The organism is Rhodopirellula sp. J20-39 (genome assembly GCF_057365095.1).
This window is the reverse complement of sequence record NZ_CP195123.1, coordinates 5,139,156-5,153,666: the sequence shown is the minus strand read 5'-3', so window position 1 is coordinate 5,153,666 and position 14,511 is coordinate 5,139,156. Positions and strand designations below refer to the sequence as shown.

General features: G+C 54.7%; 10 protein-coding genes. 5 read left to right on the top strand and 5 right to left on the bottom strand.

All coding sequences use genetic code 11. The features are described 5' to 3' along the window. Positions 1-115: 115 nt before the first annotated feature. On the bottom strand, positions 116-1,669 hold the full coding sequence (locus ACR3ZL_RS18590; RefSeq protein ID WP_473651608.1) for a hypothetical protein: 1,554 nt from the start codon (positions 1,667-1,669) through the stop codon (positions 116-118). A 297-nt stretch (positions 1,670-1,966) separates the two neighbouring features. Between ACR3ZL_RS18590 and ACR3ZL_RS18585 the strand changes: the two genes are divergently transcribed. From ACR3ZL_RS18585 to ACR3ZL_RS18575, 3 genes are all read left to right on the top strand, one after another. Further along, a complete protein-coding gene (locus ACR3ZL_RS18585) occupies positions 1,967-5,116 on the top strand; it encodes a dockerin type I domain-containing protein (protein ID WP_473651609.1) in 3,150 nt (1,049 codons plus the stop codon). A 32-nt stretch (positions 5,117-5,148) separates the two neighbouring features. Next, entirely contained in the window at positions 5,149-6,645 is a 1,497-nt protein-coding gene (locus ACR3ZL_RS18580; protein ID WP_473651610.1) for a DUF6513 domain-containing protein, read from the top strand. 129 nt (positions 6,646-6,774) lie between these two features. Next, complete coding sequence (locus ACR3ZL_RS18575; protein WP_473651611.1) at positions 6,775-7,758, top strand: cytochrome c; 984 nt, start codon at positions 6,775-6,777, stop codon at positions 7,756-7,758. Positions 7,759-8,235: 477 nt separating this feature from the next. Here the strand turns inward: ACR3ZL_RS18575 and ACR3ZL_RS18570 are convergent, their stop codons facing one another. From ACR3ZL_RS18570 to ACR3ZL_RS18560, 3 genes are all read right to left on the bottom strand, one after another. Beyond that, complete coding sequence (locus ACR3ZL_RS18570; RefSeq protein WP_473651612.1) at positions 8,236-9,567, bottom strand: Gfo/Idh/MocA family protein; 1,332 nt, start codon at positions 9,565-9,567, stop codon at positions 8,236-8,238. Positions 9,568-9,637: 70 nt separating this feature from the next. Beyond that, positions 9,638-10,729 (bottom strand): Gfo/Idh/MocA family protein, encoded by a 1,092-nt coding sequence (locus ACR3ZL_RS18565; protein WP_473651613.1) that lies wholly within the window; start codon positions 10,727-10,729, stop codon positions 9,638-9,640. Continuing rightward, a complete protein-coding gene (locus ACR3ZL_RS18560; protein WP_473651614.1) occupies positions 10,726-11,517 on the bottom strand; it encodes a PIG-L deacetylase family protein in 792 nt (263 codons plus the stop codon). Before ACR3ZL_RS18560 ends, ACR3ZL_RS18565 begins: the two co-directional genes overlap by 4 nt. Positions 11,518-11,836: 319 nt before the next feature. Between ACR3ZL_RS18560 and ACR3ZL_RS18555 the strand changes: the two genes are divergently transcribed. Both ACR3ZL_RS18555 and ACR3ZL_RS18550 read left to right on the top strand, forming a co-directional pair. Beyond that, positions 11,837-12,715 (top strand): helix-turn-helix domain-containing protein, encoded by an 879-nt coding sequence (locus ACR3ZL_RS18555; RefSeq protein ID WP_473651615.1) that lies wholly within the window; start codon positions 11,837-11,839, stop codon positions 12,713-12,715. A gap of 235 nt (positions 12,716-12,950) precedes the next feature. Continuing rightward, positions 12,951-14,378 (top strand): UDP-glucose 6-dehydrogenase, encoded by a 1,428-nt coding sequence (locus ACR3ZL_RS18550; protein ID WP_473651616.1) that lies wholly within the window; start codon positions 12,951-12,953, stop codon positions 14,376-14,378. Here ACR3ZL_RS18550 and ccoS read toward each other — a convergent pair. After that, complete coding sequence (gene ccoS / locus ACR3ZL_RS18545) at positions 14,293-14,508, bottom strand: cbb3-type cytochrome oxidase assembly protein CcoS (RefSeq protein ID WP_486173594.1); 216 nt, start codon at positions 14,506-14,508, stop codon at positions 14,293-14,295. The genes ACR3ZL_RS18550 and ccoS overlap by 86 nt on opposite strands. Between the last annotated feature and the right edge of the window lie 3 nt (positions 14,509-14,511).

Genomic DNA, 14,511 nt, shown 5'->3' with positions numbered 1-14,511 from the left:
CGGCTTTTCGGGCGGTGAGCTGGAATCGTTACGAACCTTTTTAGGTAGTGGTTTTGACGCGTGCGTCCATTTCACTTGCCCTCAAGACAGCTTTTTCCGTCCTGACGGAAACGGATCACGACTCTTCCGGTGGTTCCAACGCCTTGCGAGCGAGATTTCGCAGGATCGGGACAGCATCGCGAGTGGGGGCGTACAGCACATGGGTGCCCGCTTTTCCCAACAGGATTTGGAAGGATTCCTCGCGTTCGGCGTCCGTCAGCCAACCTTTGTGGTGCAATAGCTGGATCTCAGCGAGCTTTTGTAATGTCGAAACGGATTCATCGGCCATCAATTGAGCCACTCGGCGGCGAGAAATTTCTGGCGTCAGGGGCGGCAATGGCGTCAACGCGGTCCGGGAGTCGATGATTTTCCAGAACGAATCAAGCTGTTTGTCGACCAGGGTTTGAGGCCGGCCGGTGAGTCGAGCAATCTCTCGGTTGTCGACAGCGCCGGATGCAACCAAGGTTTTGCCCGATTTGCAATCCACGACTTTGACGCGACAAATATTCTCAACTTCTTCGTTGCGGAATTGCTTCAAGTTGACCGCGACGAAAAGCAAGAATTCGAGATCATCTTGGATCGCCTTCTTGGTCATGTCGCGAACGTTGCCTTCGCCTAGGTACACGATTCCCGGAACCCACATCGGCACGTCGCCGGCTTCGACTATTTCGCCGCCGATCGTGAATCCAGCATCTGGATCGCTGTCGGCATCGCCAATTTGCTGGAATGCCGACCCGAAGCTGCCCGAATCGAATCGACTTTCCATCCCCTGGGTCAGTGTTTGGCCGACGATTCCGGTTAGATCCGCTAAGCGTTGACGAATCTTGGGATCAGCGATTTGGGCCGGTGGGGCCTTTTGCACTGGCGGGGCGGGGGTGCCGTCCCTGGCCATCCGCTCGCCGTCGAATGAGTCTTCGAACGCACCATCGATGGAAGCGTCCATTCGCTCCTGCTCTCGGAAGTCAGGCTCGTCGTCAAATTCCTCTCTCATCTCGAAGTCATCGGGTGAGGGCCCGCGGCGGGGGCCGTCTCCGTCTTGGCCTTCACTTTCTTCGCCGAGGACTGGGTGGTAGTCGGTCACGTCCGTATCGCCTGAAACTCCCAATGCCATGCCCCAGCGAAGGTGCCAGGCCGGACGCCGCAGCAACGGGCTAAAGCGAATCGCCTCGAGGTCCTCGACTGCCGCATCGCCACCCAGCGCCAAGTGGGCGTAAAACAATTCCCGGGCTAGCGGCAAATTTCCGTAGCGAAAGGCCACTTGGGATTCATTCTTCAGCACGGGACCGGTGCGAATGGGCTGGGGGGGAATCGCAGGCGGGCTGACTAGACGAGTCAATTCTTGTTTGACGGCCGAGAAATCCGGTTCGACCATTCGCCAGATCACGCTCGGGGCTTTGCCGGTCTGGGTGGTGGGGATCGCGGCCGCACCGTTTTCTGATTCTCCAGATCCGGGTTCGCCGGAACGTGGTGAGCCTTCAAAATCTAGGTCTTCGTCGAATTGGGCAAACGCAGGCTGCCCAAGCCACCCGCCGGCGCTGACAATCCATCCGCAGATGCCGAACAGGACAAGGGATGCGATGAGGCTGAAAACAGAGGATCGGCGGTCAGGGGACGGTCTAGATTGGTGCATCAGGGAGGCAGGCTTACGGCAAGCAATCGAAAAAGTTAGAAAACGAAAAATTCAGGGCGGCAATGGAACGGATTGCGCGATTATTCCACCGCTGACGCGTCTATAATAAGCCAGTCCACGTCCTGACAGGTAGTTTTTCCGGCAGTGTTTTTGGCTGATCCAGAACTTTCGGGGAACCTTTTCCCCCTGAATGGCGTCGACGGTTACGTCGAAATTGCTTGTTGCATTCAGTTGCAAGGGACAAATCGCCGGACGATTTGCGTTTAATCCTTTCAATCACCTATGGAATTTGCCAGTATGGCTCGATCTTCACGTCGGACGCGGCGAAGCGACCGCCCCGCTAAACGCGTGGGGGTACGGCGTTCGTTGAGAATTCAAGTTCTCGATGATCGGCGAGTTTTGGCTGCGGTGACAGGCGCCGTTTTTGAAGATCTGAACGATTCCGCTCGGCGTGATGCTCAGGAAGATGGGCTGGCCGGCCGGTTGGTTTACCTAGACCAAAATCATGACGGTGAACTGAACGCGACGGAACGCTACGCCGTGACGGACGAATCGGGCCAGTTTTCGATCGATGGGCTGACCGATGGCGAATACGCCGTTCGTGTTTTTAACGGAACAAGCAGCCAGTTCCAGACGACGATCACGCACGCGGAATTGAAGCACGACGTCGTCGAGCAATCCGACATCTCACACACGCTTGCGCCGCACATCATCGATCGTGGTACGCCCGACCAGCGAACTGCTCCGGCCGTGATCGCGGTGGGAAGCACGCTGCGGACGATCGGGCATGATGGAACCCTTGGGGCACCGTTGGATTTAGGAGCAGAGATCATTTCGTTGTCGCGGGTATCCGACGGTAATTTGATCGCGATGAGCGATACAGTCTCCGGACATCGGGGATGGATGGTCAATGATTCGCTTGAAGCGGTTACGCCGTTCGTCGATTCGGATCAAGGTCCGGCGATCACGGCGGTCGCATTGGATGACACCGGCACAGGAGTCGTAGTCGCTAACCCTGTCGGTGAGAATGCCGAACTATGGTCGGTCAGCGGCGGTGGGTTCGTCGCTACGTCGGTTACCGTTTCCAGTGATGCTCGGGTGACTTCAGATACGACGCCACGACTTACCGACGGGCCGACTCGATCGATCGTCAGCTACGTTTCTCAAGTCGATGATGGAAACGGAGGCACTCAAGAGGCACTCGCGCTATCGATCTGGAGTAACACCGATTCATCAATGATTTCGTCCGAGCCTATCTATGTGGCCGGGGCGATGGAGGTGGTCGCGTTCAGTGATGAAGCCAGTTTGTTGGTCGTTCGCGGGCAAGACGCACTGACGGTGTTGGATGTCGATGGCAATTTCGCCAGTTTGTACACAATCGAAGACACTGGCGGTGCGGTCGATATCGACTCGGCCCGTGGGTTGGTTGTCACGACGTCGCCGACGACCGCATTGGCGGAAGAAGCTGGCTTGCGAGTTTGGGATGCCGACACCGGTGTTCTTGTCGCGGATCTGGCAATCGATCTTGCTGCATTAGGCGAAGTGTCTTCTGTCGCCTTGGACGCCCAATTGAGCTCGGTCGTGGTTGCGGGGGCCACTGGTTTGGCTCAAGTGAACCTGCGGAAGGCTGGAGCACAACGCGTTCAGGTCAGTAGCGATGAAGCTTCGCCGGCTTTGACATTTGGGCTGCGAATGATCGGAGCGAACACGGCGCCCACGCCGGGAGCGTTGTCGACACTATCAACCTTGGAAGACACGGCGCTGCAATTGCCTGCACCTGGAATCGCAGCAGGCTCGAGCGATGCTGAAGGTGATCAGTACGTTGCGCTGCCTGGTGAAGTTTCGTTTGGAGCTTTGGATGTCAATCTTGATGGCAGTATCACGTATGTCCCGCCGATTGATTTTGAAGGTGTTGCGGAGTTTAGCATTACCTTGACCGATGGTCGTGACTCAACGGAAACCGTTGTCTCAGTTCAGGTGGTTGGTACACCGGATGAGCCCACGGGCGTGTCGGTGACGATCGCTGCGGTGCCTGAGAATATTTTGATCGATGAAGTGATTGGCGTGATCAACGTCATCGATGTCGATCTCGTCAATGACCATCAAATTGAAATTGACAACCCAGCGTTCCAGGTTATCAACGGAAATGTTGTGTTCGTTGGACCGGAAAGGTTGAACTATGAGGCGCTGCCCACGGGGGCGATTCCATTAACGCTGACCGTGATCGATCCTGACACGGATACTGCCCATGAATACACGGCTTCGATCACGGTAGAGAACGTCGACGATCCAGTGACCGATATCCTTCCCGGCAGCGCATCGGTCTTAGAAAACCGTCCTGGCGAATCGATTGCATCGCTAACCATCGTCGATGAAGACCACAACGATTTCCACAACGTGACTACCAGTGACGACCGCTTCGTCGTTGAGTTTGGCGATCTGAGGCTGGCCGACGGTATTTCGCTGGATCGCGAGGCGGAAGAGAACGGAACGGTGGCGGTCGATGTGACGGCGACTTTCAAAAGCGACTCATACACTAAGACGATTGTCCTGACGGTTCTGGATGCTCCCGAAAAGCCAGTCGGTCTGGCGTTGGATAATGCGACGGTATTCGAAAAGGATCCCGGCGGGCGCGTCGGGAATCTCACCATTGCTGGGAATCCAGGTGGCAACGGTCACACGCTTACGAGTAACAACGAAAATTTCGTGTTCGTTGGCTCCACACTGAAATTGGCCGAGGGAGTCGAACTGACTAAGACGCCTAATGTGGTGACCGAGATCACGATTGAAATCACTGCCACTCCCGATTTGGGCGGTGAATCAACGACCGAAGCGTTCACGATCGAAGTCTTGGAAAGTGACGTTTCGTTTCACAACGATGAGTATCCCGAAGATGTCGATGGAAGCGGAGACGCACGGCCGGAAGACGCTTTGGCAATCATCAACTACCTGAACGAATATGGGCCCGGACCCGTGGGGTCGGGAAACCCGAACTACGGTTATGATGTGAATGCCGATGGTCTCGTGACTGCGTTGGATGCCTTGCTGGTGATCAACGAACTGAACGCGGGTGGTGGCGGCACGGGAACGGTCGGATCTGAGCAGGTGCCAAACGAGGGCGAGCCCCAAGGTGAACCTGTGACCGAAGGATCGTCTGTTTCGGCAGACGGGTTGACTCCATCGGGCGAGCCCATTGCGACTGCACCGTCTGCTGGTGACGATACACCTGAATCGCAAAGTATTGCGGGACGAGCGAATCGTTCGCAGAATATCCAGAGCGATACGCAGGGCAATAAACTCGTCGCGGTTCAGGACAATGTCGAGACTGTTTCGTCAGAGGCAATTTCCGATGATTCGCCTATCTCCGATTCGGATGATAGCGAAGGGACTCAGTCTGAGTTAACTGACCTCGCGTTTCGTGATAACGATTTGGGCTTGCTCAGCTAGCCAACGTTGGCATCACCAACGACACTAGGTGCATGGTATCACCAGCACCCGTCATCGATTCCCTGACGCACCTGCATTTCGTCACCGGACGACTGGCGGAAGTGGCGTTGCGATCGCAGGTTGAACAGGCATCGCGTCGCCACGGGTTTTCGTATTCTGTTCAGGTGATGCCGATCACGGTCGCCGCACTGATCACGCCCAAGTGGTTACTTAGGCATCTCGACGTTCCGTCCAATGCGACCCAGGTCGTGTTACCAGGTTATTGCCAGTCATCGCTTGACGATCCGAGCGATACCGACAACCCGGCTGATTCATGGCGGTTTCGAATTGCGAAGGCGGCCAGCTTGCCGCCCAGCGACATTTTTTGCGGGCCAAATGATTGCCGCGACATTGAATCTTGGCTGAGTGGCAAGACGACCCAACCTGACTTGTCAAAGCATTCAATTGAGATCATTGCTGAGATTAACCATGCGCCTCGCATGTCAATCGAGGAAGTGGTCACGATAGCTGGGGGATTGCGTGATGAAGGTGCTGATCGGATCGATCTTGGATGCGATCCCGCCCGTCGCTGTGAATCGATCGCTGAATACACTGCCGCGTTGGTCGAGCAGGGGCATCGGGTCAGTATTGATACGTTTGACGAGTGGGAGGTTCAGCGTTCGGTCGAGGCGGGGGCCTCGTTGGTGCTATCAGTCAATTCGTCGAATCGGGAACGGGCAAAAGATTGGGGTTGCGAGGTTGTGGCCATTCCTGACGTGCCTGATGATTTATCGAGCCTGGATGAAACGATCGCGTTGCTGGATCGTAATCAGGTCCCCATGCGATTGGACCCGATTCTGGAACCCATTGGATTTGGTTTCGGAGCCAGTTTGCTGCGTTACATCGAAGTACGTCGGAGATACCCTGATCACGCGATGATGATGGGGATTGGGAATTTGACGGAGTTAACGGATGTCGATTCAGCCGGCGTGAATTTCCTTTTGCTGGCGTTATGCGAAGAGTTTGCGATCCATAGCGTGTTGACGACTCAGGTGATCAATTGGGCGAGTTCCAGTGTGAAGGAGTGCGAGATCGCACGTCGACTGGTCCACCATAGTCTGGCCGAAGGTGTGCCTCCCAAACGGCTGTCTGACCAATTGGTGATGTTGCGGGACCCAAAATTGCAGCCCTTCGCCGCCAATGCGATCGAGGCATTGGCCGCAGGAGTTCGTGACAACAACTATCGCATCATTGCGCAGGATGGCACGATTCATCTGATCAGTGCCGGTGTTCACATCCAAGGTAGCGACCCGTTTGCGATCTTGGAGAAATTATTGAGTTTGCCGCAATCGGACAACGTCGATGCATCGCATGCGTTCTATCTGGGGTATGAGATGGCGAAAGCGACCACTGCCTTGCAATTGGGGAAACAATACGAACAAGATCAGGCACTCCGGTGGGGACACCTCACCAAGCCCGAAGATCTTCACCGCTTGTCCCGCAAGAGTCGACATAAAAAAGACGGGCAATCCGGATCGGAAAACAAGTAGTTGCGCCAGTTTTGTCGCCCGTCATTTTTCGCGGTTGTCGGTCTGGCTTTTAACACGACTCCCGTCCTAGTAACATAGGATCGCTGTGATCAAGTCTGGTCGCTTAACGAATTGTTTGGGAATCCATCGATGCCGCTCTGCAACCATTCGCCCTTGGTATGCCTGTTAGCTATTGGGTTGATCGCGTGTTTACCCGTGGCCAGTTGTGCCACTGAGCCGGCAAACAAGGTGACGTCATCGGATCCGGGATTCCCATCGACCGATTCGGGAAGTAGCCATGATGGACTTATTTTGGTGAAGCCGACCTCAGGGCAATTTCCAAGTCTTGGTAATCTGTTGCAGGTTTCCAGACGGATCTTCACCGGCGCGGAGCCGCACTCGGAAGAAGCGTTTGAAAGCTTGGCCAAGCTCGGTGTGAAGACTGTCGTTAGTGTCGACGGGGCGAAGCCGAATATCGAAATGGCGCGTAGACATGGACTGCGGTACGTTCATGTACCTATCGGTTATGACGGCATTGACCAGAAAGCAGGGCTCACGTTTGCACGACTTGCACGTGAAATTGACGGGCCCGTTTACGTTCACTGTCATCACGGACGGCACCGTGGGCCGGCGGCCGCGGCGGTGGTATGTATCGCATCGGGCGAAGTGGATGCGGTATCTGGACTTGCCATTCTCGAGCGTGCAGGCACTAGCAAAGAGTACGCGGGGTTGTGGCGAGATGTTTCAAAATATCAAGCACCGGGGCGTGGAGTTGAACTGCCGGCTTTGGATGAGGTTGCGAAGGTGCAATCGTTCCCAGCGGCAATGGCCAACATTGATCGGGCGTACGATAACCTTAAGCGTTGTCGCGATGCCGGTTGGATGACACCCGAGGATCATCCGGATTTGGTGCCTTCGCAACAAGCATTGTTGCTGAGAGAGTCGCTGCACGAGTCCGGCCGAAATCTCGCCACTGAATTCAATGATGAATTCAGGCGGTGGCTCAAAGATTCGGAAGAAGTCGCGAGGGGGTTGGAGGAAGCCTTGCGGGTCGGGAACGCGGACCAAATTACGCGTCACTTCCAAGCACTGTCGGACTCATGCAAACAGTGCCATCGAATGTATCGCAACTGACGAGCGCGAAAGCTCGGTCGCTAGCACTCGATTGTTGATCACCCAAGCGAAACGGACGAATGAACTTACGAGCTAATCCGTTTCGCTGCTTCGCGTGCGTTCGGGACGCTTCGCGTGATGGAATGAAGACCGTTAGCCGCTATGGCTAGTACGGTTTGAAATTTGACGTGCCCGATCCCGGTAGCTGGGTTCGCCAGATTTCAGTTTGTGGTTCGTAGGCCGGACCAAGCGCAGCGACGTTCCGGCAATCACGCGACTGCCGGATGGGCGTCGCAAAGCCTCCTTCATCCGGCCTACTTTGGGTCGTTACATGATTGGTTTTTGTAGCTGGATTCGACAGAATTTGGAGCACTGGAGTCTGGTGAAACCGGCTGCATCCTTTACAAAAACGCTCTAATTCCGCAGTCCGATGACTGTATCTGACCCGTTCAGATAACAGTCTTGGGTGTAGACTGCGATGCGAGTTGGACCGGTTTGCTAGACCAGTTTCGTTTTTCCTGGAACGGCAAAGCCAGGACTTTCGATTTGGGTGTCCATTGTCAGGTTCTCTGGGAACAAGTTCAACGTGGACTTGTTGGCAACAAAATCCCAATCGACCTTCTTGCCTGTGTAAGCGGACATGCGTCCCATGACTGCGGTCAATGAACTGTCTGCGGTCTGCTTCAGTTCCACGATTGGCTTGTCTGCTCGAATCGAGTCGACAAGATCTTTGTGTTCTTGTTGGTAAGCGTCTGCGATGCTTCCCTTCATGCTCCAGATTTCTTTTCCGTCATGATCTAGGATTTGTGATCCCCGGCTGCCACCCCAAATCACCATGTTCGCGTCCGAACCGTGGATGACGGTATTGTTTTCACCGGTGGAACCGGGCCATTGGCGGCACTTGAAGGAGATAAATCGTCCACCGGGATATTGGTAATCGACCGACATGCTGTCCCACATTTCGCTATCGTCCGGTCGAGTGAATCGACCACCGGAACCGTACGCGGATTCAGGGACCGCATCCATTAACCAGTTCATCAAGTCGATATTATGGACGGCTTGTTCGGCGATCTGGTCACCGGACAACCATACGAAGTGCATCCAGTTACGAAGTTGATATTCCAGATCGGTCATGCCTTCGGTTCGGTTGCGATACCAGATACCCGCTGAGCAATAACGTGATGTCGCACTGGTTACTTTCCCGATTGCGCCAGCACGCAACTTTTCAATCGCGCCAACGTAGTTAGTTTGTCGGCGGTACTGGGTACCGGTGACGATAGCGGTCTTTTGATCGATCGCCTTTTGATGCGTATCGACGCAAATACGGTAGCCGGCCGGATCGATGCAAACTGGCTTTTCGGCGAACACATGTTTGCCCGCCTGGACAGCTTCGGTAACGTGGAAGGGGCGGAACGCTGGTGTTGTGGTTAACAGAACGATGTCAACGTTGGGATCATCCAGGACCTTTTTATAGGCGTCCAGGCCGATGTGCATCTTGTCATCGGCAACATCAATGCTTTCTCCGAATCTCGCTGCCAGACCTTTTCGCGAGCGTGCGCAATTCGCTTCATCCAGATCCGCCATCGCGACTAGCTTGACGTTCTGGTTGATCGATAGAGAATCCTTCACGGCGCCTGTGCCACGTCCGCCGCAACCGACCAGTCCGATCCGCAAAGCTCCGTTGGCCGAATTGTCGGTTGCCGAGGTGGCGGCCTGGACTTGAGATTGAACTCCAGCAACACCGCTGGCGATGGCGGCCGAAGCGGTCAATTGCGTTCGCAGAAAGTTGCGGCGGGATTCACAACGCGGGTCGTTTGAGGTGGGATTCATAGCGAGAGTTTTCCGGGGAAGGTGAGGTGGGACGAAAACAAGCGATAGGGTTAGACCGGGAGATCGAGCTTTAGGTTAGCTCGACCGTTTTTCCAGTGCGGAAGGACTCGTCGGCAGCCAGTACGATTCTCATCGAGTTGATGGCGTCTTCGAGATGATCGGTGAGATCGATGTCCGTTGTGATCGCACGCAAAAAGTAAGCCTGTTCGCGTGCGCACAGTTCGTCGTGATTGGGCTCGTCATCCAGATGAATCATCTCATCTTGCTTTACGAATTTGCCGCTTTCGTTCAACGCCGAATGGTGAACCTTCAAAGCTTCGGTTTGAGTGTGCGCGTCGATGCTGGCACTTTTTCCGTCGTCGGAGGCTTTTTCAGCAACGATCGACACGCATCCTTTAGGACCCACCACGTCTTTCACGAAGAATGCGGTTTCGCTCATCATGGGACCCCATCCGGCTTCGTACCAACCGACCGAGCCATCTTCAAAGGTGACTTGCAATTGGCCGTAGTTCACCATGCCATCGGGTAGCTCATTGGACAACCGAGCACCAATACCGCTGACGCGAACAGGGCGAGAGCGAGTCATTTGACACATCACGTCAACGTAGTGGACACCGCAGTCAACAATCGGCGAAATCGACGACATTAAGTTCTTGTGGGTCTCCCACATCGCGCCAGAAGATTGCTGGTTGAGGTTCATACGCATGACCAGCGGCTTCCCCAGATCCTGGGTCAGCTCGATGAATTTTTCCCAGCTTGGATGGTGCCGCAGGATGTAACCGATCACGACCTTGCGTTGTTTGTTTTTTGCGAGAGCGACAATCTTCTCCGCATCTTCGATGTTGGTCGCCAGCGGCTTTTCGACAAACAAATGGCATCCCGCTTCCAGTGCGAGCATCGCAAATTCAGCATGCGTGTCTGGGTAGCTGGCGATACACACGGCGTCGGGCTGGACGTCGCTGAGAGCGGCTTTGAAGTCTGCAAAATGAGGGTAGCTGCTTTTCAGTTCCGAGTTCAACGCTTCGGCGGACGCGGAGGAACGTGTGCAGATTCCGACGATTTCAAAGCTGGGGTCGTTGTGATACGCCAAAGCGTGTGAACGTCCCATGTTTCCTGCGCCGACACAGAGAACTTTGACAGGTGCTGGTGTTTCTTGGGTCATGCGTTTGCAGTCGATGCCATTGAAGAGGTGGTGTGGATTGGGAACATGGATGCGAGAATGTCCTGGGACGGATGACCATGGCCGCGATGCTGCACGAACGCTTCAGCCGCCGGCACACCGACTTGAACACCTCGTTGGGCGTTGTAGCTTTGCATGGTGGTTAGGTATTCATCGATTCCGTTGTATTGACGTAACCAATCACGCTGGCTGATGTGACAGGCTAACATTTCTGTCTTTCGATCAAGTTGATCGGTGATCTCGACGTTGGTCGTCGGCATGATCGGATTCCCCATGCGGTCGGCTCCGCCATGTCCGTCGCTGTAGTAGAGGTACGGTACCGTGGATCCTTCCAACAATGGACGCTGGGAAGCGTTGGGGGCTGCATACACAAAGCTGGCAGCACGTCCGAGTTGACCTGTAATTTCGTGGTCGGCGTGGTAATCCGATAGCGGCATCGTGATCACTAGCGTGGGCCCGGTCTCACGAAAGAGATCGATGGTTTTTTGAAGTGCTTGCCGATCGTAAACCAAGCGGCCATCTGGTTCGTTGAGGCAGTGGTACTTCGCACCGATTAATTCGGCCGCGTTGGTCCCTTCATCAAACCGCGCACGCGCGGTCTGAGTGGCGGATTCAGTCATTGATCCGCAATCGCCCGCGGACACAGTCGCGATGTGAACGTCCCAGCCATTTTGCACCAATCGGATGAGCGTCCCACCGCACGCAATTTCCGCGTCGTCGGGGTGAGCCATGAGTGCCAGGGCTACTTTGCGGTTGGGGATCATAGCCATCGAAAACTTTACTGGGGCAGTTGGTGGGCTGGAGGTCAGGTCGCTAGTTAGTGGTCGGGAAAGCGTTTGCAATCACCGCTTCGGCGACCGGTAGAGTCCAATCGAAGCAAGAATCCTAGCTCCGATCGCGACCTATCGGTGGCGTTATTGTAACGGGAATCGAGCAAACGACTTGTCGGTGGTTTGCCGTTTTCGGTACGTTGTATGCGCAATAGGTGCCGTTTATGGTGGTTTCTGACGAGTAGAGGGAAGTGGGAGCTGCAGATAACCAGGGGATTGATACAATGTGTGCGCCCTGTCCAATTGCCTTTTCTGCTTGGTGAGTCGTTTGAAGCCCACGTTCGAGAAGCTGGTTACCAATACCGGTGAGTCATTTCGATGCTTTGATCGAGAAAACCTGAATACCACCGTTCGCTGGCACCGGCATCCAGAAATTGAGCTGACCTATTTGCAGCGGGGGACGGGTTCGCGGATCGTCGGTGACCATATCGGAAGCTATGGCGACCATGATCTGGTGCTGATCGGCAGCAATTTGCCTCACAATTGGGCGTCGGACGCGTTCCGGGGACAGAAGATCGACAATCATCCGGCTATCGTGATTCAGTTTAAGCCCGACTTTCTTGGCACTGACTTTTTCAAGACGCCTGAGCTCGCGGGTGTGTCCAGCCTGATTGATCGAGCTCGGCGTGGATTGTGGTTCCCGCCGTCGATCGCTTGTGAAGTCGGGGCAAGAATGACAAGCATGGTGAAGTCGCCCGGTGCCGCAAGGATTGTCGGATTACTGGCATGCTTGGATCAATTGTCCCAGTTTTCAGAGCCGACGGCTTTGTCGAGCGATAGCTATTGCTTCACGGCGAGTCCGGCTGGAGAGGATCGGATTCAGGCGGTGTGTGACTATATCGAGTGCAACCTCTCCAACTCGGAACTTAACCACAAGACGCTGGCCAAATTGGTGGACATGAATCCGTCCGCGTTCAGCCGATTTTTCCGCCATTCGACCGGCCGAACATTGACGGAACACATTGCGGAATTGCGGATCGGGCTGGCATGTCGAATGTTGGCGGAAACGGATCAGCCGGTTTTGAATATCAGTTTAGAAGCCGGGTTCGCGAACTTGTCCAATTTCAATCGGCGTTTCCGCGAGCTGCGTCAAATGACACCTCGAGAATACCGGCAATGTTGTCACCAGCTTTCCTGACGTCGAGATGGCGAGTGGCGTTTCACAAATCCTGATGTACGGGTTGTAGCGATTGGTGTGGCCGAAAGGCTGGGGTTTCTGCCAAGGGGGACCTGCCTTTTTCACTTGAGCAACTAATATTGTCTGCACTGAAGCCTTACTTATCGAAGCCTTTGCGAAATGCCTTCCGGGCTAGTCCAGGCCTCATCGTCGCTTGTTTGCGATCCAAATTCATTCAACCTCTTGCTTTTCGACTATGACTGCTGATTCCTCACCCGCGATCGCGCCTATCCGTAAGATCTGTTGTATTGGTGCTGGCTATGTTGGCGGACCAACAATGGCAATGATTGCTAAGCAATGCCCTGATATTCAGGTCAAGGTCGTCGACATCAATGAAGCGAGAATCGCCCAGTGGAATAGCGACACCTTGCCGATTTATGAGCCTGGTTTGCATGACGTCGTGGTAGAGAGCCGCGGACGTAACCTGCATTTCACCAGCGAAGTGGATGACGCGATCGCCGAGGCGGACATGATCTTCATTTCGGTTAATACGCCGACTAAAGACTTCGGTGTCGGAGCCGGGCGAGCTGCAAACTTGGAGTTCATTGAAAAGTGTGCTCGCAAGATTGCGGAAGTCAGCTCGGGGCATAAGATCGTGGTCGAGAAGTCGACCCTTCCCGTTCGAACAGCGGAAGCCGTCAAGGCAATATTGAGCCGTGCATCATCGGGAGCGACTTTTGACGTGTTGAGTAACCCTGAGTTTTTAGCTGAGGGAACCGCCGTGGAAGATTTGCTCGCGCCCGACCGTGTGCTGATTGGCGGTGAATCCGATGCCGCAATCCAAGCCCTCGTGGAAGTCTACGCCCACTGGGTGCCACGCGAACGATTGCTGACCACAAACCTTTGGAGCAGTGAGTTATCGAAGCTAACCGCCAATGCGTTTTTGGCTCAGCGGGTTTCTTCGATCAACTCGATCTCCGCGTTATGCGAAGCAACCGAAGCCGATGTCGATGAAGTCGCGATGGCGATCGGTACTGACTCTCGGATCGGTCCCAAGTTCCTCAAGTCGTCCGTGGGCTTTGGTGGTTCTTGCTTCCAAAAGGATATCCTCAACCTCGTCTATCTTTGCGAGTTCTTCGGGCTGCCCGAAGTGGCTGAGTACTGGGAACAAGTCGTCAAAATGAACGACTACCAAAAGCAACGCTTCGTTCACCGAATCGTTCGCACACTGTTCAACACCGTGTCGGACAAGAAGATTGCCATTTGGGGATTCGCATTCAAGAAGGATACCAACGACACACGCGAATCGGCGGCCATCTATATCTGTCGCGACTTGCTTCGCGAAAAAGCCAAGCTTTGCATCTATGACCCTCGCGTCGATCCGGAACAGATTCGCAAGGATCTTGCGGCCGTGTTGATGAATGGCGACTCGGAACTCTCGCAAGGTTCGGCGCAACTATTGGCCGAGAACGTTGAGATCGTTTCGGACCTGAAAACGGCTTCCCAGGACGCTCATGCAATCGCGTTGCTGACCGAATGGGATGAGTTTGCCGAGGCCGATTTCGAGAGCATTTACGCCGGAATGAAAAAGCCCGCGTTCATCTTTGATGGTCGGAACGTGTTGAAGAGTCTTCCGCTGGCGGAGATTGGTTTCGAGTATCACGGGATTGGTTTTCGTCGCTAGGCTCGTCGTCGATCAGCATCCGAACCGCCGGCGTGTCGAGATCATCGTACTGGCCCCGGCGAATCGAGAGGATGCAGGCAAGCATGCCTCCGCCGCCTAGCAACAAAGCCATCGGTAGCGCGATATACATCAC